At 60.0% G+C, this 19,462-nt stretch carries 18 protein-coding genes; 5 read left to right on the top strand and 13 right to left on the bottom strand.

The genetic code is table 11. The features are described from left to right. Window positions 1-11 precede the first annotated feature (11 nt). From pheT to rpmI, 5 genes are all read right to left on the bottom strand, one after another. A complete protein-coding gene (gene pheT / locus L53_RS13345) occupies window positions 12-2,405 on the bottom strand; it encodes a phenylalanine--tRNA ligase subunit beta (RefSeq protein ID WP_034816466.1) in 2,394 nt (797 codons plus the stop codon). A 3-nt stretch (window positions 2,406-2,408) separates the two neighbouring features. Further along, window positions 2,409-3,029: a hypothetical protein gene (locus tag L53_RS16545; protein WP_051607965.1), complete on the bottom strand. Its 621-nt coding sequence runs from the start codon at window positions 3,027-3,029 to the stop codon at window positions 2,409-2,411. Between the two features lie 12 nt (window positions 3,030-3,041). Continuing rightward, complete coding sequence (gene pheS / locus L53_RS13335) at window positions 3,042-4,118, bottom strand: phenylalanine--tRNA ligase subunit alpha (RefSeq protein WP_034816740.1); 1,077 nt, start codon at window positions 4,116-4,118, stop codon at window positions 3,042-3,044. 124 nt (window positions 4,119-4,242) lie between these two features. After that, the gene (gene rplT, locus L53_RS13330) at window positions 4,243-4,605 is read right to left on the bottom strand and encodes a 50S ribosomal protein L20 (protein ID WP_034816464.1); all 363 of its coding nucleotides are present in this window, start codon (window positions 4,603-4,605) and stop codon (window positions 4,243-4,245) included. 38 nt (window positions 4,606-4,643) lie between these two features. Then, on the bottom strand, window positions 4,644-4,847 hold the full coding sequence (rpmI, locus tag L53_RS13325) for a 50S ribosomal protein L35 (protein WP_034816462.1): 204 nt from the start codon (window positions 4,845-4,847) through the stop codon (window positions 4,644-4,646). A gap of 409 nt (window positions 4,848-5,256) precedes the next feature. On the opposite strand from rpmI, the gene L53_RS13320 reads away from it, so the two are divergent. Then, a complete protein-coding gene (locus L53_RS13320) occupies window positions 5,257-6,768 on the top strand; it encodes a S10 family peptidase (RefSeq protein WP_034816458.1) in 1,512 nt (503 codons plus the stop codon). A 302-nt stretch (window positions 6,769-7,070) separates the two neighbouring features. On the opposite strand, the gene infC is transcribed toward L53_RS13320, so the two are convergent. The 3 genes from infC to L53_RS13305 form a co-directional block, all read right to left on the bottom strand. Then, complete coding sequence (gene infC, locus L53_RS13315; protein ID WP_084333463.1) at window positions 7,071-7,610, bottom strand: translation initiation factor IF-3; 540 nt, start codon at window positions 7,608-7,610, stop codon at window positions 7,071-7,073. Between the two features lie 97 nt (window positions 7,611-7,707). Continuing rightward, window positions 7,708-8,742, bottom strand: coding sequence for a glycosyltransferase family 9 protein (locus L53_RS13310; RefSeq protein WP_051607964.1), 1,035 nt, complete (start codon window positions 8,740-8,742; stop codon window positions 7,708-7,710). A gap of 17 nt (window positions 8,743-8,759) precedes the next feature. Further along, the gene (locus L53_RS13305; protein ID WP_034816452.1) at window positions 8,760-9,920 is read right to left on the bottom strand and encodes a glycosyltransferase family 4 protein; all 1,161 of its coding nucleotides are present in this window, start codon (window positions 9,918-9,920) and stop codon (window positions 8,760-8,762) included. A gap of 55 nt (window positions 9,921-9,975) precedes the next feature. Here L53_RS13305 and L53_RS13300 point away from each other — a divergent pair, with 55 nt between their 5' ends. Then, a complete protein-coding gene (locus L53_RS13300) occupies window positions 9,976-10,734 on the top strand; it encodes an alpha/beta hydrolase (RefSeq protein WP_034816449.1) in 759 nt (252 codons plus the stop codon). A gap of 135 nt (window positions 10,735-10,869) precedes the next feature. After that, complete coding sequence (locus tag L53_RS13295) at window positions 10,870-11,448, top strand: type 1 glutamine amidotransferase domain-containing protein (RefSeq protein WP_034816447.1); 579 nt, start codon at window positions 10,870-10,872, stop codon at window positions 11,446-11,448. A 66-nt stretch (window positions 11,449-11,514) separates the two neighbouring features. Here L53_RS13295 and L53_RS13290 read toward each other — a convergent pair whose 3' ends face one another. Continuing rightward, window positions 11,515-13,242, bottom strand: a complete 1,728-nt coding sequence (locus L53_RS13290; protein ID WP_034816444.1) for a lipopolysaccharide assembly protein LapB — start codon at window positions 13,240-13,242, stop codon at window positions 11,515-11,517. A 108-nt stretch (window positions 13,243-13,350) separates the two neighbouring features. Beyond that, the gene (locus L53_RS13285; RefSeq protein WP_034816441.1) at window positions 13,351-14,208 is read right to left on the bottom strand and encodes an SDR family oxidoreductase; all 858 of its coding nucleotides are present in this window, start codon (window positions 14,206-14,208) and stop codon (window positions 13,351-13,353) included. Between the two features lie 61 nt (window positions 14,209-14,269). On the opposite strand from L53_RS13285, the gene L53_RS13280 reads away from it, so the two are divergent. Beyond that, window positions 14,270-14,947, top strand: a complete 678-nt coding sequence (locus tag L53_RS13280) for a hypothetical protein (protein ID WP_034816439.1) — start codon at window positions 14,270-14,272, stop codon at window positions 14,945-14,947. 20 nt (window positions 14,948-14,967) lie between these two features. Here the strand turns inward: L53_RS13280 and L53_RS13275 are convergent, their stop codons facing one another. Both L53_RS13275 and L53_RS13270 read right to left on the bottom strand, forming a co-directional pair. Continuing rightward, a complete protein-coding gene (locus tag L53_RS13275; RefSeq protein ID WP_051607963.1) occupies window positions 14,968-15,882 on the bottom strand; it encodes an alpha/beta hydrolase in 915 nt (304 codons plus the stop codon). A 25-nt stretch (window positions 15,883-15,907) separates the two neighbouring features. Then, window positions 15,908-17,269, bottom strand: coding sequence for a M17 family metallopeptidase (locus tag L53_RS13270; protein WP_034816436.1), 1,362 nt, complete (start codon window positions 17,267-17,269; stop codon window positions 15,908-15,910). Between the two features lie 119 nt (window positions 17,270-17,388). Between L53_RS13270 and L53_RS13265 the strand changes: the two genes are divergently transcribed. Further along, window positions 17,389-18,360, top strand: coding sequence for a tetratricopeptide repeat protein (locus L53_RS13265; RefSeq protein ID WP_034816433.1), 972 nt, complete (start codon window positions 17,389-17,391; stop codon window positions 18,358-18,360). Window positions 18,361-18,435: 75 nt separating this feature from the next. Here L53_RS13265 and L53_RS13260 read toward each other — a convergent pair whose 3' ends face one another. Next, the gene (locus L53_RS13260; protein WP_034816430.1) at window positions 18,436-19,455 is read right to left on the bottom strand and encodes a type II secretion system F family protein; all 1,020 of its coding nucleotides are present in this window, start codon (window positions 19,453-19,455) and stop codon (window positions 18,436-18,438) included. Window positions 19,456-19,462 lie beyond the last annotated feature (7 nt).

Here is a 19,462-nt window from a genome sequence, read left to right as displayed (position 1 = left end):
GTTCTTGTTGCCTAGCCTCTTAGCACGCCGCCTGTGCCCTTGGCGACAGAGGCCACCACCTTGTCCATGAGAGCCTGGATGTCTTCATCCTTCATCTTTTCCTGTGGCTGGACCGTCATTTCAAAGGCAACCGATTTCTGCCCTTCCGGTACACCGGTACCCTCATACACATCGAAAACATCCACTTTCGAGATCAGTTTCTTGTCCGCGCCCTGTGCATGGCGCACAAGATCGGCGGCCGGAACGGACTGATCAACGACGAAAGCTAGGTCGCGACGGATCGGCGTCAGCTCGGCGCGTTCGAAAACCGGCTTGGTCTTGGTGTTCTTTGCCTTCATCTGCGGCAGCGCATTGAGGTTCAGTTCGAACCCGAACATCGGCCCGTCCACACCCAGCTGTTTCAGCACGCCCGGATGCAGCTGGCCGAAATGCGCCACCGTCACTTTCGGGCCAAGCTTCAGGCTGGCCGCCTGCCCCGGATGCCAGTGCGGTTGAGCGGGTGCCGCCACCTGAAAGCGCTCACCCGGCTGGCCGAGCGCATCAAGCACAGCAAACAGGTCGGCTTTCGCGTCGAAGGAATCATATGGTTCAGGCGCCCCCTGCCAATGCCGCTCATTGAACGGCCGCACGAGCGCTGCCACGACGCTACGCTGGTCTTTCGGGCCATCGCCCAGATAAATTGGCCCAGCCTCGAACAGGCGAACGCCGCGCTCGCCATGATTGGCAGCGCGCTGGGCAGCCTTGGCCAGATTTCCGAGCACGGATGGGCGCATATAGTCCAGTTCGCTTGCCACCGGATTGGCAACCGTCAGCGCATCATTGATCTTGCCGAACAGCGCCGCGTCAGCTTTCGCCATGAAGCTCCAGCTGACGGTTTCCAGGAACCCACGGGAGGCCATCACCCGGCGGGCCGCGCGCACGCGGGCCTGCATCGGGGTGGTAATCGCTTTCACGCCGCCTTGGGGCGCTGGCAGGGACGCGGTTGGGAGCTGGTCAAACCCGACCAGGCGCGCAACTTCTTCCACGATGTCGGCCGACTGTTCCATGTCAAAGCGGAAGGTCGGCGGGCGCAGATACCAGGCATCGCCAGCATCCTCGATATTGAACTCAAGGTCTTTCAGCATGCGGCGCATGTCGGCTGGCTTCACGGTAAGCCCCGTCAGGCGCTCCACATCAGCCGGATAAAAGGTCACCTTGTTCGGATTGACTGGCGCCTCGCCTGACAATTTGGGTTTGGAAACAACGCCGCCGCCATATTCCACGATCAGGGAAATGGCGAGATTGAGCCCGTCGAGGCAGCTATGCGGATCGACACCGCGCTCGAAGCGATAGCGCGCATCAGAGTGGATGCCGGTCGCGCGGCCTGTACGCGCCGTCCGCAACGGATCGAACCAGGCGCTTTCGAGGAATACATCCACAGTATCGTCAGAAACCGCCGTGGACTGGCCACCCATGACCCCGCCCAGACCAATCGCGCCGCTATCATCCGCAATGACACACATCTCTTCGCCGAGCTTGTAGGTCTTGCCGTCCAGCGCCTCCAGCACCTCGCCCTTGCGGCCAAGACGCGCCACGACCGGCCCGGACAGTTTGGACGCATCATAGGCATGCAACGGACGAGCCCGATCAAGCGAGATATAATTCGTGACATCAACCAGCAAGGATTTCGGCTGGATGCCCACGGCCTTCAAGCGCTGCTGCATCCAGTCTGGCGACGGACCGTTCTTGACGCCCACGATCACAGCTCCGGCGAAGACTGGACAAGCCTCAGGTGCCTCCAATCGGATTTCGACCGGACATTCCTTGCTGCCAATAACCTTCTTGACGTCCGCATGCAGGAAGCGCCCTGCCCCGGCCGCGGCCAGGTCACGTGCGATGCCCTGCACGCCCAGCCAGTCCGGCCGATTTGGGGTCACTTCGAAGTCGATCACCGGGTCATTCAGACCGAGCGCATCGGCAGCCGGTGTCCCAAGCGGAATGGAATCATCCAGATCAGCGATGCCGTCATGGTCCTCTCCCGCTTCGATCTCCTTGGTGGAGCACATCATGCCATAGCTTTCGATGCCGCGGATCTTGCGTGGCTTCTTGTCGAGCGCGAAGTCGAGCCCCGGAATGAACGTGCCCAGCGGTGCATAGATCGCGGTCATGCCAGCCCGCGCATTTGGCGCACCACAGACAATCTGCTTCTCACCATCCACCGTTTCCACCGTGCACACGCGCAGCTTGTCAGCATCCGGATGAGGCTCCGCCGCCTTGACCTTGCAGACCGTAAACGTCGCCAGCTTCTCGCGCGGGTCCACAACCTCCTCCACCTCGAGGCCGGCCTGCAGCATGAGGGCCAGAATATCGTCCAGCGTCGCCTTGGTGGCGAGGTGGTCGTTCAGCCAGGACAGGGTGAATTTCATCGTCTATTCCAGTTCAGCGGTCGTATTGGTTTCGGGCGTGTGCGCATAGTTCGCGAGGGCCTCGAATACATCTGTTTCGCTACGTTCGCAGCGCTTCACACGTTCGGCGCGCGCGATGCTCAGTCCCATCTCTCGACCTATCGCGGTCCAGCATTTATCGAAGACTGAGCAATAGCAGATCTCCACATCCATCTCGCTCCAGGCCAAAGCGGCCGCGTCGCGTTGCATGATTGAAACGGCATCAAGGGGCCAGTCGACCCTCAGCGGGATAATCTCATCGCCCGGTGCAATGGCCCGGCCAATCAAGCTTGCCCAGGATTGCTGATAGCCGGGTGGAAACTGGTCGACATATGGCTCGAGGCTTTCGACGGGCTCGCCATCTTTCAACATCTCAACCCGCTCGATCAAGGCTGGCCCGACTCCGCTGTTTGAGACGCGAAGCCCCATGGACGCCGTTTCGGCAGTCGACGACACAAAGCCCTCGATCTGAACGACCGGATAGACGGCACCATGCTGCTGGGCCCGCATCACGCGGCCCTGATCCCAGGCGATGAAGACGGCAATTGCACTGGTCAGCACCGCGCAGATCGCAATCAGCATTTCCACTTTATTGCCGGTACCCATGCCCCCTGCTCCCTAGCTCAAGCCGCCACTAACGCTCGGTGTCGACCAAGGCGCAAATCCATAGTGGCGTGTCCATTGCGGATCCGCCTCGAAGTAAGGGCGTAAGTCAGGCATGCCATATTTGAGCATGGCGAGGCGATCGACGCCCATGCCGAAGGCAAAGCCCTGATATTCGTTCGGATCAATCCCGCAATTGCGCAGCACATTCGGATGCACCATGCCGCTGCCGAGAATCTCCATCCAGCTGTCGCCTGCGCCAATTTCGATCGTCTCGCCCTTGCGGGTATATTTGACGTCCATTTCTGCCGACGGCTCGGTGAAGGGAAAGAAGTGCGGACGGAAGCGCGCCTCGACATCATCCACTTCGAAGAACGCCTTCACGAAATCGATCAGGCAACCTTTGAGGTGGCCCATGTGAATGTTCTTCTCGATGACAAGGCCTTCGACCTGGTGAAACATCGGCGTATGCGTCGCGTCCCAGTCATTCCGGTAGACTCGGCCCGGCACGAGAATGCGGATCGGCGGCTTCTGGCTCATCATGGTGCGGATCTGCACGGGAGATGTATGCGTGCGCAGCACTTTCGGCGCATCGCCTTCCAGCGCATGCATAAAGAAGGTGTCGTGCGTCTCGCGTGCCGGATGGCCTTCGGGGAAGTTCAGCGCAGTAAAATTGTGCCAGTCGTCTTCAATGTCCGGGCCCTCGGCCACGGTGAAGCCCATGTCGCCGAAGACGGCGGCGACTTCTTCGAAAACTTGCATGACCGGATGCAACGCGCCGGCCTTCGGGCCCGGGGCCGCTGGCAGGGACAGGTCAACCGTTTCGCTTGCCAGCTGGGCCTCCAGCGCCGCCGCTTCCAGCGCCTCCTTGCGGGCGCGAACAGCTGCATCGACGCGATTTTTCAGCGCATTCAGCTTCGGGCCATTTTCCTTGCGCTCCTCCGGGCTCATCTTGCCCAGCGAACTCATCAGGCCAGACACGCGGCCCTTCTTGCCCAGTTCGGCCACGCGTACATCGTCCAGCGACGCCAGGTCGCCTGCCGCTTCAATCGCCGCAAGGGCCTCTTTTTCAATCGTACTGATATCGGACACGGGGGTCGCTTCCCTTTGCTGTTCCAGCGGACTTTTTAGGCGCTTCGCGCCCGCATGCAAACGCCCTTAAAGAAAAAGCCCGGCTTTGAGGGCCGGGCTTTGTCACTTGTGCCTTGCGGGCAGGTTAAGCGAGGGCAGCCTTGGCCTGTTTGACCAGGGCGCCAAATGCTTCCGGCTCGCGGATGGCGATGTCGGACATGACCTTGCGGTCAACTTCGATACCGGCTTTGGTCAGGCCGTTGATGAACTGGGAATAGTTCATCTCGTCGTCGTGGATGCGGACAGCGGCGTTGATGCGCTGGATCCAGAGCGAGCGAAACTTCCGCTTTTTGACCTTACGACCGACATAAGCGTACTGACCGGCTTCCCAGACGGACTGGTGCGCGATGCGGAACGTATTCTTGCGGCGGTTACGGAAACCCTTTGCCTGCTTCAGAATCTTCTTGTGGCGGGCGTGGGCGGGAACTTTGTTACGTGAACGGGGCATCTTAGGCCTCCTAAATCAAGATCTTGAAGGATACGGGCCTAGAGGCCGTAAGGCAGGAATTTCTTCACAACGCGAGCAACATCAGCGTGAGAAGCGACTTTCGTGCCGCGGTTCTGACGAATGTACTTCGAATTGTGGCTCATCAGGCGGTGACGCTTACCAGCGACGCCGTGCTTGAGCTTTCCGGTTGCCGTGATCTTGAACCGCTTTGCAGCGGCCTTTTTGGTCTTCATCTTCGGCATTTCATCTCTCCTGTCGTCGAGCTCACACCATATAGGCGGCCCAGGGTTCATGAGCTGGAGGGCATGCCGTTCGCCCAAACCGCTCGGAAGAGGCGGCTTATGACGGATCAGGGGCAGAGAATCAAGAGGCCAATATGCTGTTACTGCAGGCGATTTCGTACCGCCCGGCGGCGCGCTTCGCGCTCGGCTCGCCGCTTTGGCATTTTGAGGCCTACCCAAGCCCGCCAGACAAGGAAAGGCAAAGCAAGCAGACCTAAAAGCAAGACGATATCCATAGGCTCTCCCCTGCTTGAAAGCGTAACTCCGAAATGCGGAATACTCAAACGGATCCAAGGCCGTGCGGCTATTGCTCTTGCGCCCCCGCCTGAATAAAGTCGCAAATTGTTATAAAGTTTCAGGGGCTGTTTTCATGCGCACGCTACTCCTCGCCGCCTGCATGGCGATCTTTGTCATGCCAAGTATAGCTGAAGACGCCGGGAACGAGCCGAAAGATGCGCCTGAGGTGCCGGAGGCGCGGGTCTTCGCCTCCAATCATACGCTCCGCCTCGGCAGCAAGACGGTGAAGTACAAGACCGTCGCGAGCGAGACCTATCTGCGCGACGACAAGGATGAGCCGACCGCCTCAGTTTTCTCAGTGTCCTATATCGACACCAACACGACCAGCGCCGCCCAACGTCCTGTCACCTTCGTCTTCAATGGCGGGCCGGGATCAGCTTCGCTCTGGCTACATATGGGCGCGTTTGGTCCGAAACAGGTGATCACCCCATCAGATGCGTCTGATGTCGGTGCGCCGCCCTATACGATTCGCGACAACCAGAACTCCCTGCTCGATGTAACCGACCTCGTCTTCATTGATCCGGTCGGCACCGGCTATTCACGCCCGCTCGGCGAGACCGAAGGCAAGGAATTCTATGGCGTCAATGAAGACGCCGAGAGCATCGCCGAATTCATCCGCATCTGGCTGACCGAGAATGGCCGCTGGAACAGCCCGAAATACCTGGCTGGCGAAAGCTATGGTACGACCCGCGCCGCCGCGCTGACCGAAAAGCTGCAAGGCGGCTGGAACGGCATCGGTCTCAATGGCGTGATCCTGATCTCGGCCATCCTCGATTTCCAGACTGCGCGCTTTGCGCCTGGCAATGACACGGCTCACCTCGCTTTCTTCCCGACCGAGGCCGCCACCGCCTGGCATCATGGCAAAGCCAACAAGGCAAAGTGGAACAATGATTTCGATGCCTTCATCAATGACGCCCGCACCTATACCACCGATACGCTGGCCCCTGCCCTGATCCGTGGCTCAACGCTGAGTGACGCCGACGAGATCCGTATCGCGCAGGAAATGAGTGACTTCATCGGCCTGTCGCCGGAATGGATTCGCCTCGCCAATCTCCGCGTTGATCCAACCCGCTTCCGCAAGGAACTCCTGCGCCGCGAAGGTTACACGGTAGGCCGTTTTGATAGCCGGTATCGAGGCGTCGACAGCGAAGGTACGGCCGACACGCCGGAAAACGACCCGTCCGGCTATGGCATGGATGTCGCCTATGTCGCCGCGATCAATGACTATCTGACCCGCGAGCTGAACGTGGACTTCACCCGACCGTACAAGGTGCTGACGGGAGAGCCCGGCTCGCAGTGGAACTGGGATGTAAACCAGCGCGGCTGGCCATCTTATGTGAATGTCACGCCATGGCTCGGCAAAGGCATGCGCGAAAATCCCGATCTGCGCGTACTGCTCGCCTCGGGATGGTACGATCTGGCAACTCCCTTCTTCGGCGCGGAAATGTCCCTGCACAAGAACGGTGTGGTGCTCGACCGGGTCCAGTTCGATTATTACGATTCCGGCCACATGATGTACCTGGCCGAAAGCGACGGAAAGAAACTGTCTGACGATGTACGCGCCTTCATCGAGGCAGGTCAGTAAGTGCTTGGCGGCGGGGATGCTGACCAAGCTTTCCCCCGCCTTTTGACGGTCGCTGCTGCAGAACTGGCGCCGTGAACTCGACAGGGACCCACAGGCAATATTCTGTGAAGGTCATCCCGGGGCGCAAACTCTCCGGGATGGGGACCTGACGAGTCCCGGCAGGCGGAAGAGACAGGGTCGCGACCTGCTCTGCTCCTGAATGCCCCTTCCTTGCGGTCTTGTCTCTCCGCACGCCACACACAAAAAAACCGGAGGGCGCAGGGCCCGTCCGGCTTATTGTGCTGGAGTCAGCGGCACTGGCTTTAGCGCGGTGCGAGCACCATCGTCATCTGACGGCCTTCGAGCTTCGGCTCGAGTTCAACCTTTGCCATTTCATCGAAATCGTCACGGACGCGTTTCAGCAATTCCATGCCGAGATGCTGGTGAGCCATTTCGCGACCACGAAAGCGCAGGGTCACTTTCACCTTGTCGCCACCCTCGAAAAAGCGCGTCATCGCCTTCGTCTTCACACCATAGTCATGGGTGTCGATATTGGGGCGCATCTTGATTTCTTTGAGTTCGGAAGACTTCTGCTTCTTCTTCGCAGCCGCCTTCTTCTTGCGTTCTTCGAAGCGGAGCTTGCCATAGTCTAGAATCTTGACGACGGGGACTTCCTGGTTTGGTGAAACCTCCACCAGGTCCATGCCTGCTTCGCGGGCGGCGTCCATGGCAGCCATAATGGGCATCACGCCCTGCTTTTCACCATTCTCATCAATCAAGAGAACCTTGGCGGCGCGAATGTCGTCATTGATACGTGGGCCAGCGGATTTCTGTGGTCCACCGGTGTCTGGTCTGCGAGCTATGGCGAATCTCCTTTGTCGCTATTTCGGTAAGCTTCAATATGCCTGTAAATGCAGGCATCTTCAAGGCGGACGGGCATTCTATACTTCCGCGATCCCGTCAAGATGGCAGCACACCCAAAGCCCGAACCGATTGCCAGACATCGTCGACACTCAACTCGGCCAGCGTCGGCGCTGAATTGATGATGATGGTCGTGTCGCCGCGCGGGGCCGCATGGTCAGGATTGCTTTCGGTCAGCGCGAACAGGGCAACGCCCGGCGCGCCGGCAATCGCCGCCATATGCATCGGGCCGGTGTCATTCCCGACCACAAACAAGGCCTTTTCCGCCAGCGTCACGATCTGGAACAGATCGGTGCGCGTGGTCAGGCTCTTGGTGCGCGGCTCCTTACGCACGATGTCATGCGCCAGCGGCCCCTCATCCTTGCCACCAATAATAACCGGCGTAATGCCTGCATCGGCCACCCGTTTTGCCAATTCCGCATAGTTTTCAACGGGCCATCGCTTGGCCTCCCGGTGGGCCGAAGCGCCCGGGATCAACAGCATGTAAGGCTCTTCAAGGCTGAAATAGGCTGGCTGCAATCGCGGTGCGTCGCGCAGTTTTGGCCGTACCCAGGAAAGGTCTGGCTTTGGGGCTGAATTGCCCAGCCAGCGGCCGCCCGGTGCCACCCCAGCCACTTCGAGCTGTTCTGCCAGTCGGTCAATCGAATGCATGGTGGCGCGCTCGCCATTGTCATGGAAGAACGCCGCCTTCTCATGATGGCCCGACCAGAGCGGCGCTTTGCCGGTCTTGCTCAGCGCGGTGAAATAATTCTTCGTGCGTCCGCTGGTCTGGAAATCATAGATGATATCGTATTTGGCTTTGCGGATACGGGTAATCAGCGCGGCCGTGGCCTTCATGCTATCCGGCCGCCCGTCGGTCTCCACCGCGTCCACATAAGGGCAAAGCTCGGCAAATTCCTTGAAGAACGGCGTGGTCAGCAGCGTGATACGCGCCTTCGGGTGCATCTCGCGCACCGCTTTCATCGCGCCCAATGCCAGCACAAAGTCGCCCAGTGCGCTGAGCTTGATTACCAGCACATTGAGGGCCTTTGCGCCCGGATTGACGGGACTTGCCGGTTTGACCGGTTTTGCCATGCGAGCCTCGATTTCCCCTACTCCAGCAAGGTCTTATAGACTCCCAGTGTCGCCGCCTGAAGCCCCTGCTTTGAGAAATGCTGTCGAACATGTGCCTGTCCCGCCCGGCCCATGCCATCGCGCGCCAGTGGACCGACCGACAACAGGGCCCGAATAGCGCCTGCAAGCGCCTGCGCATTGCCCGGCTCCACCCGTGCGCCCGTCTCGCCTTCGATCACGGTTTCCCGCCCGCCGCCATGGTCAGCCACGATCACCGGACGCGCCATGGCCGAGGCTTCGGCGGCCACACGCCCGAACGCTTCGGGTCGCACCGATGGCGCCAGTACGATATCGCTTGCCAGATAGGCCGCCGGCATATCGGTAATATGTTCAGACATGATCACGCCCCGGTCCAGCCCGTGTGCCACCACTGCGTGCTCCAGCCGCGTAACATATGTATTGCGCCCCTGCGCGTCGCCCGCCAGCACGAGCACCAGCTTATCGCGCTCATCCGACACCAACATGGCCAGCGCCTCAATGGCAACGAGTTGCCCTTTCCATTCGGTCAGGCGTCCCGGCAATAGCAATATCTTCCGCGGATCATCCGCAAGTCCGAGCGCCTCCCGAATGGCTTTCACACGCGTGACCGGCACATTGGTCGGATCAAATGCCTCCAGATCGACACCCCGCGGAATGGTCACCACGCGTTCGAATGGCACACCATGCTCCGTTTTCACATGCTCGGCGATCCAGTTGGAGTTGGCGATCACGATGTCGCCCTGCGCCATGACCGAATTGTAGCGCTTTTTGAGTTTGGTCTTGCCCGAATAGGCCCCGTGATAGGTGGTCACAAACGGCACATCCATCGCTTTGGCGGCCCAATAGGCGCTCCAAGCAGGCGCGCGCGACCGGGCATGGACCAAGTCTACCCCTTCGCGCGCGATCAAGCGTTTCAGTTTGCCTTCATTCCGTTTCAGCGTGATCGGATTCTTGGATTTGGCGTCCATCCGGAACAACTCACCGCCCAGGGCCTCGAAGGCAGCTTCCTGGCGACCGCCCCTGCTGGCCAGCAGAGCCCTTCCGCCAGCCTGTATGATGGCTTCGGTGACTTCGAGCACGGTACGCTCCACCCCACCAGCCGACAATTCAGGGGCCACCTGGAGAATGGTCTTGCCAGTCAAATCCGGAAAATCGGGCAAGTCGTAATCCCTCCACTCGCTTGACAGGCGAGACAGATGACGGAACGGGAGAGGAATGACAACGACCTATTTCACCTCTCCCGAGGGTCGCCGCCTCGCTTATCGCGCCTCGGCCCCGACCCATTCGCCCCTCACGTTTGTCTGGCTGTCGGGATTCAAATCCGACATGAGCGGCACCAAAGTGACTGAACTCGAAGCCTGGGCCAACGAGGCCGGGCATGGCTTCCTCGCCTTTGACTATTCTGGGCATGGCCTGTCCGATGGCGCCTTCGAGGACGGCACGATCTCGGCTTGGCGGGCGGACGCGCTCGCCGCCATCGACGCACACAGCGCCGGGCCAATCGTGCTGGTCGGGTCCAGCATGGGCGGCTGGATGGCCCTGCTCGCCGCCCTCGCCCGCCCTGCCCGCGTGGCGGGTCTTGTCCTGATCGCTCCCGCGCCGGACTTTACCGAAAAGCTGATGTGGCCGGAATTCTCCGCCGAAGCGCAGTCAGAGATCATGGAACAGGGCTTCACACAGCGGCCCTCGGACTATGATGAGCCCTACACCATCACCGGCGCCCTGATCGAGGATGGCCGAACCTGGCAGATCCTTGACGCGCCCATCGAGCTCGACATCCCCGTCCGCATCCTGCAGGGCATGCAGGACGCCGACGTGCCGTGGAAGCATGCGGAACGACTCGTCGACACGATCACGAGCGAGGATCTCGTCTTTACCCTGATCAAGGATGGCGATCATCGCCTGTCCCGCGAACAGGACATCGCGCGACTGAAGACGACCTGCGCCGAAATCGCCACTGCAACGCGTCCCTGACCTTTCCGCGAGTTAATCGGAACGATGGCCCCGGCCAGTCATTGATCTTGTGCAGGACGGGATGTTCCGTCCGCCCGCGCTCCCCCACCAAAGGTCGCAGCGCGGTGACCACACAAGATCAAGGAGACATGTTATATGTCAAATCAACGCGCCCAAGGTCGGAAAATGGCCATTCTCGCTGCAGACGGATTCGAGGAAATCGAACTCACCAGCCCGAAGGAAGCTATCGAGGCAGCTGGAGGCGAAACAATGATCGTTTCGACAGAGAAGGGTTTCATCCACGCCAATCAGCACCGCGAACATGGCGACAAGTATCAGGTCGATCTGTCCCTCGACGAGGCGAAGGCAGAGGATTTCGACGCGCTGCTCATTCCCGGCGGCCTGTTCAGCCCGGATGCGCTGCGCACCAATGACAAGGCGAAGTCTTTTGTCTCGGACTTCTTCGCCCAGAAGAAACCGGTCTTTTCAATCTGCCACGGCCCACAGGTTCTTATCTCGGCCAATCTCGTGAATGGCCGCGAAGTCACCGGCTTCCCGGCGATCCAGCAGGACCTGAAAAATGCCGGCGGCATTGTGAAGGACCAGTCCGTCGTCGTCGATGGCGGCCTCGTGACTTCCCGCTCCCCGGATGACCTTGGCGACTTCAACGCCAAGATCGTTGAAGAGATTTGCGAAGGCAAACACGAGCGCCAGCGCGATTCCGTAACGGCATAGTCAAGAGAAGAAAATATCCCCTGCAACTGCCCCCTCCTCCTGGAGGGGGCTTTTTCGTGCATGAGGCTAGAGCCGGGAGCCGTCCAGTTCGATATCGGAATGGCGCCAGACAATCGCGAATGTCTTCTCGACCTCTTCGGCTGCTTCGGTCTTGCCCTGGCTTTCCAACGCCTTGACGAGACCCGACATGGACCACCCATTTCTCGGATACTCTTCAAGGTCTTTGCGATACACGCTTTCGGCCTCGGCGAACTTGCCCGCGGCAATGTAGGCCTCTCCAAGCGACTGCCGGGTCGGGTAATACCAGAAGGGCGGTTCCATATAGGGCAACGAATCCTGCGCGGTGACGGCCGCCGCAAAATGCGGGATCGCCTGCTCCGGGTTTCCCTCTGCCATGGCGATTTCCCCCTGCAGGAGCGCATCGGCAATGCCGAGCAACACGCTGGCCGGATAGTCCGCCGTATCTAGGAAATTGATCTGGACACTGTCCTTCAGCGCGGCAAGCCCGCCGCGTTCCTGAATGGCCATGTCCGTAGCGCCGGTGCGGGCTGCAGCTACGCCGCGCGCATAATGCCAGATGGCATTGGAGTAATCGAGCGACTCCGGCGGCTGCTCTGCGGCGAGGATATCCCCCCACTGACCGAACTGTACCAGAGACAGGAGCGGGATCGTCTTGAAGAATTCCACCGTCGGGAATTGCTCGATCTGCTCCATATGCACATTGTCGGCCACTTTCTGCCCGGCCTCAATGGCCATGTCCTGCTGGCCCGACATGCTGGCAGCCGCCCAGAGGAAATGGATATTGTGAGGATAATAGAGCGCCGGATAGAAACCCTGCGCATTGCATTGGGCAATATAATCTTCATCCACGGAAGCCGCCGTGATGTTTGCCTTGGCCGCATCATCGTAGCGTCCAACGCGCCAGTATATATGCGCCGGCATGTGCACGAGGTGGCCCGATCCGGGGACAAGATTGGCGAGGCGGTCGGCCTCATCCTCGGCCCGCCCCGGGTTTTCCGAGGCTTCCACCGCATGAATATAAAGATGCAGGGCAAGCGGATGCTCCGGCGACCGCTCAATAATGCCTTCCAGAGATTCAATCACCTTCACCGTGTCCGGCTTCGGCGCGCCATCCGCCGACCAGTAATCCCACGGCATCGTGTTCATCCAGGCTTCGGCATACATTGCCGCGGCATCATCATCCTCCGGATTTGAGGCCACATAGTCGCCCATCGCTTCTGCATAGGCGACATCCAGCGGCTCACGCGACGTGGACGGATCGCCATTGTAGCGCGCAGCCATGGCCACGATCAGCGCCTTCTCCTGCTCCGTCGCACCACCTGACAATTCCTGAGCCCTGACAATTGCCGCGAAAGCCGACTGCCGGTCTGCGTCCGACATCACGGCCTTGCCCTTGCTGGTCACATTGATGTTGGGGCCGGTGGCCATCGCCTCGCCCCAGAAGCACATGGCGCAGGTCGGGTCGAGCGTCTGAGCCGCCCGGAAAGAGCGGATGCTTTCGGCGTGGTTGAAGCCAAATGCCAGCACCATGCCCTGATCGAAATATTTCTGCGCATACGGATTCGACGTGGTGATGGGGCGATGAAAATCCCCCATGCCGTCGAACAATGGCGCGCCAGCTTTCTCTGTGATCTCGGCCAAGGTCATCTCGGCGTCAGCCGCAGATGCGGTTTCAGCCGCTACCGGCTCCTCCGCGCTTCCAAACTTGTCAGTATACGCGCAGCCCGATAACGCTATCAGGCTTGCCGCGAGCAGCAAATGTCGTGAATTCATTTTTTGTCCCTCTTATGGCCAGAAGCTGACGAACATTCGTCACGGCCACACCCTGAAAGGGAGTTTACCACAATCCCGCGAAAGTGGAGGGAAAGACCAAAAAATTTTTCAATCCGTTCCAGCCTCTGCAGTCAATACTGCAGGCAACCCTTCACGATATGTCGCGTACACCGGCCGCCATCCAAGCGCTGCTTTCGCGCGCGCATTGGAGACCCGCTTGCATTCGGCATAGAAGCTGCGGGCCATCGGGCTGAGGTCTGCCTCGTCGAACGGGACTTCCGGCGGCGGCGCAATGCCGAGGAGGGTCGCCGCAAACGCCGTCACGTCCTGCGGTGGCGCGGGCTGATCATCACACAAATGGAAAATTCCATGCAAGTGCGGTCGCTGGACCAACGCCTCCAATCCGCTGGCAATGTCGTCTACATGCACACGGGAGAAGACCTGCCCCGGTTTGACCGCCCGATGTGCCCTCCCATCTCTCAGCTTCTGAAAGGGCGAGCGACCGGGCCCGTAAATGCCCGGCAGGCGCACAATCCGCGCCGCGCCATCGGTCGCGTCCATCCACTGCCGCTCTGCCAGCACACGCGCCTTGGCCCGGTCGGACCCCGGATTAACCGGGCTCCACTCCATCGCCCAACCACCGCCCAGATCACCATAGACCCCAGTAGTAGACAGATAGGTCATGCTCGCGGCGCCCGGTTCAGAATAGGTCGCTACCCGCGCCGCCGGGCATCCGCCCTCATCCGGCGGCAAGGTCACCAGCCAATGGGCGCCGTCTGGAATATCCGGCAGCCCCTGCCCGGACCAGACCTGCGCGGCAATGCCCTCGGCCCGCAGGGTCGCCGCCTTGTCTTCGCTCCGCACAGTGCCAGAGACCTGTATTCCCTTGGCTTTCAGGCGTCTGGCCAAGTGCAGGGCACTATAACCAAGCCCAAAAACAAAAAGCAGAGATGTCGTATCTGTCATTTGCGCTGGTCGCTCCTGTCGGGTCTAAGACCCGTGTTACAGTTTCCGGAGCGCTTGATCCATGTCCATCCTTGCCCTGGCCATCGCGACACTGGCGATGACGCAGTCCTCAAGCGCCACTATTGAGGCGCGCGAAGCCGACCGGCTCGAAGCCTGCGTCGCCAAGATCGAAGTGGATGCCGAGGAAGCCTATGAGGATGGGCTTGCCTGGGTCTATCAGGGCAACCGGCCCGGCGCGCGCCAGTGTACGGCCATGGCGCTGATCGCGCTCGGCCGTCCGGATGAAGGTGCGGCGCGCTTGGAACAGCTCGCCAATTCGGTCGATGGCGGGTCGGTCGAGCAGCGCGCCGAATATCTCACCCAGTCCGGCAACGCCTGGCTTCAGGCTGGCGCGCCGGAGGCAGCCATCGTGACCTTCACCAATGCGCTGAAACTGAAACCCGGCATCCCTGATCTGCTCGTGGATCGGGCAAGCGCCCATCTGATGCTGGAAGACTGGGCCGAAGCCAAGGAAGACCTTGACCGCGCCATCACGCTCGCGCCGAACATGGGAATCGCTCGCCAGCTGCGTGCCGAGGCCCACCTCAACCTCGACCAGTTGAATCTCGCCATGGCAGATATCGACGCCGCAATGGCCGCCGACCCGGAAAATATCGATACGCTCGTCCTGCGGGGCCGCGTCCGCGAAGCCATTCGCCTGTCGAAAGTACGCGTGCTGAGCCCTGAAATTATCGAGTGACAAGAGCGCGAGCGTGCGGATTACTCCTCGACTGGAATGTCCAGCAGGCCCTGCGCTTTCATCCAGCTGATGAACTGATCAAACCAATCGTCGGCCGTCTCGCCGCGCTTGTACGATCCGAACCCATGCCCGCCGCTTTCATAATAGTGCAGCTCAACGGGAGCCCCACTATCCTGCCAGGATTCAACAAGACCAAAACCCTGATCTCCAAACAGGGAATCATCGGCCGCCAACGCCGCGAACATGGGCGGGACTTCGCCTGAAATATCGACCGGCGTCATGGGCCCATAAATATAGCCGATAAAATCCGGACGCGGCGCGTCGCCGTCTTTCAACGTGATACCGAGTGTTGTCATGGCCCCGGCTGAAAAGCCGAGCATACCGATCCGCGAGGCGTCGATCCCCCACGCCTCGCTACGAGCTTCGACGAGTTCCAACGCGGCCTGTGCATCGACCACCGCCACGGATAGTCCTTCGCGAATGTCGATTGGCACCGTATCAGGAGTTGGGGCAAACATACGGTCCATATGTACGGAGAATTCATCTTCCGGCGCCGGCGTTTCCATAACCCGGTATTTCAACACAAACGCCGCAATACCCCGGTCTGCCAACCATTGCGCAATCGGATAGCCTTCATTGTCGATGGACACGAACTGGAACCCACCGCCCGGCACCACGATGACCGCCGCGCCTGTCGCGACTTCTTTATCTGGCAGGACCGGCAAGAGTGTCGGCTGAGTGACATTCCGCACCCATCTTTCGGTCCCGACATCTGTCCAGATTTCCCCACCGTCCACGTCTGGCGCGTATGCGCCTTGAAGCGGGATAGCAGCTTCATCAACTTGCGCAGGTACACGAACCATGTCCGAACTCTGAGCAAAGGCACTTACCGGCAGCAGGAAAGCCGTCAGGGCCAGCCAATATGTTCGCAACATGATTTCATTCCTCGAAATGCGAAGCCTAACTGTACCGCGTCTGGAGCATCTGCCAAACCGCCCGCAGGCCGCAAGGCGCGCCCCCTTCTGGACGACCATACTTGCTGAGCCGCCAGGCCCAGACATCGAAGTGCATCCAGCTTTTGGCGTCGACAAACTCCTTCAGGAACAGGCCCGCCGTAATGGACCCGGCAAATCGCCCGCCCGAATTGACGAGGTCGGCAATCGGGCTCTTCAGATCCGCGAGATAAGGGTCCCAGAGCGGCATGCGCCAAACCGGGTCGCCGGATGCCTTGGCACCCGCTTCCATTGCGTCCGCCATGTCCTCGTCATCGGTGTAGAAAGGTGCAAGATCCGGCCCCAGCGCCACGCGCGCGGCGCCCGTCAATGTTGCGAAATCGATCAGCAGGTCAGGCTCTTCCTCACAGGCTCGCGCAAGTGCGTCCGCAAGGATCAAACGCCCCTCGGCATCTGTATTGTCGATCTCAACCGTCAGGCCCTTGCGACTGGACAGCACATCGCCCGGTCGGAACGAATTGCCTGCCACGGCATTTTCGACCGAAGGCACGTAGAGCTTCAAATGAACCGGCAAATTCGCGCTCATGATCAGTTGCGACAGCGCAATCACGTGCGCCGAGCCACCCATATCCTTCTTCATGATCCGCATGCCCGAACCCGGCTTTAGATCCAGCCCACCGGAGTCGAATGTCACCCCCTTCCCCACAAGGGCAAGGCCTGGATGGGACGGGTCGCCCCATTCCAGCTCCATGAAGCGTGGCTCGAACGTCGCGGCCCGGCCAACCGCATGCACCATTGGATAGTTCGCCTCCAGAAGTGCATCCCCGACAATTGTGGTGAGTTTCGCGCCGAAACGTTCTGCAAGGTTTGAAATCGTGGCCTGAATGTCCTGCGGGCCCATATCGGCGGCAGGCGTGTTGACGAGATCGCGCAGGAGCGCGCAGGCATCCGCCTCGCGGCTCAGCGCGTCGGCATCTTCGTCTGCCGGAATCACCAGCTGAGGCGGCGTCGCCTTGTCTTTGAGGTAACGGTCGAAACGGTACGCACCGTCTGCCCAACCTGCCGCAACCGATCTGAAGGCCATGCCGCCCGCTTCAACAATGCGGTACGATCCTTTGGGCAGTTTCGCCGATAGGCCAGCCACGGCCAGCGCATCCTTGCCCTTGCCCAATCCATACAACACCCGGGCAAGACCGCCTGCCTCCCCCGGCACCAGTACGATTTGTCCTGTTGCGCCTGTAAAAGCCTGCCCTTCAGCGATGGCTCGCGCGGACGGGAACGGATCGTTCTCCAATGATTTGAAGGCTTTGGAAGTGTAAAGGAAGACGTCAACGGCGCCCCTCGGGTCGGCGGTGAAGCTCTTGTGCATGGAATTCAGCCCTTTCACGGGGAAGAGTTAATGGAATCTGCTGAGGCGTTAACTGATCCTTGACGCCATTCAGTCCAGACTCGCTGGCAGTGTCTCAGATACAAACCCGGAGCCTGCTCATGTCCAGAGCCAAAACGTCACTGACTGCGCTGATCCTCGCGCTGGGTGCCTGCGCATCTGCCCCAGACCCTGAAGCAGAGGCCCAGGCAGAGATGGCCCGCGCAATTGAAGATGCGATGAAACCCGCCACCCCGGAAGAGATTGAAGCGGCAAACAATTCAGATCCGCTGACCAAGGCCAATTTCTGGGCCAATGAGCACACCAAGGATCCCAAGAATCTGGACGTCGCGATGACGTTCGTCTCTGCGCTACGCGGCATCGGCTCGAATGAGCGCGCGATCGAAGTCCTTTCTCAGACCCTGGTCATGCATCCGGAAAATCCGGATCTGCTGATGGCACTCGGCAAGGTATTTTCCGCCGAGGGCAACCTGAACGGCGCCGCGCGTGCCTTTGAAAAAGCCGCCATTGTAGCACCTCAACGCCCCGACACATGGTCAGCCTTCGGCATCACGCTGGACAAGATGGAACGCCACGGCATGGCGCAGGCCGCCTATGACAAGGCGCTGGCATTGGAACCGACTCGCACTGTGACACTCGCGAACTACGGCCTGTCTCTGGCACTCGCCGGAGACTTGCCGGGCGCCGAGGCGAAACTGAGACTGGCCGCCGACCAGCCCGATGCTGATTTGCGCGTGACCGAAAACCTCGCCCTGGTACTGGGCCTGCAAGGCCGGTACGAGGAAATGGCTGAGGTCAGCAGCCGCTATGCGCCCGAGAGCATCGTAAAGAAGAATACCGCCCTGCTACAGGAAATGGTTCAGCCCGTCCGGTCATGGGATGCCCTGCAAGACGAGCCCGAGGCCGTGGAGCCTCCTGCTCCTGCAAAGACGACCCAACCAAAGGCCAGCGTCACCAAACCCGTCAAATCAGAGACCCTCGCCTTGGCAGGCCCATCGTCCGAAGCAGAGAGTGACGACAGTGCCCCTGCTCCGGCCGCAACCGGTCTGCGGTTGCGCAGGACGCCTGGCTGACGAAACCATTCCTTCAGAAACGAAACGCGCTCGCCGGACAAGCCAGCGAGCGCGCTTCACTGAAGTCACCCGGACTCAGCCCCAGTTCGTATCCGCCTGCTCGATCGATGGCACGGACGCCTCGTCGCTGGCTTGCGATGCCTTGAAGCCGATATAGGCCGGGCCAAGCACTACGAGGAAAAGCACGGGCAGGAAGAACAGGATCATTGGCACGGTCAGCTGAGCGGGAAGGGCTGCTGCCTTCTTTTCCGCCTGCGCCATGCGCATGTCCCGATTTTCCTTCGCCATCACACGGAGCGCATCGCCGAGCGGCGTACCGTAGCGTTCGGCCTGCCCCAACGCCATACAGACAGCCTTGATCCCTTCATTGCCGGTTCGCTTGGCAAGATTTTCATAGGCTTGGCGACGTTCCGGCAGATAGGATAGCTCCGCAACCGTCAGGCCAAACTCCTCAGCAAGTTCAGAAGAGGCTGAGCCGACTTCCTGACTGACCTTGGAAAATCCGAGTTCGATGGACATGCCCGCTTCAACGCAGATCAACAGCATATCGAGCGCATCCGGAAATGCCCGCATGATGGATTGCTGACGCTTCTGAGCGACATTGGAAATATAGATGTTGGGCGCGTAGAAACCGGCCGCTGCGCCAAACAGCAATGAGCCATATTTCAGAACTGGCGCAAAGCCATGATCGTTCACGAAAAAGATGTAGAAGAACATCAGCAGCGCGCCGACAAACGGCATGGTCATCCGTGCAAAGTAGAATGCCGACAATGGCCCAGGGCCGCGAAGGCCCGCTTTGGCAAGATTGTTGACGATGTTGGGATCTTCCAGCGCCGTCGCAAGGTTCAGTTTCGACGAAATGTTTCCGACAACAGAATCGTCCTTTCGACGAAGACCTTTGGGATTGTCCAGAGCTGCGCGGCTCTGCTTGCGCAGTTTTTCCCGTTGATCAGTAACCGCCTTCAGGCGCGTCTCAAGCTTGTCGGTTTGCAGGTAGGGGAGCAAAACGGATATGACCGTACCAAAGACAGCGAGCGCGATCAGCAGGGCTGCGATCGCGTCAGGCTTGGCCAGTGATACAAGAATGTCCGTCATATCTGTC

This window comes from Hyphomonas sp. L-53-1-40 (assembly GCF_000682775.1).
Taxonomy (GTDB): domain Bacteria; phylum Pseudomonadota; class Alphaproteobacteria; order Caulobacterales; family Hyphomonadaceae; genus Hyphomonas.
The sequence above is the reverse complement of the archived record's forward strand: the minus strand, read 5'-3'. Positions and strand labels throughout refer to the sequence as shown.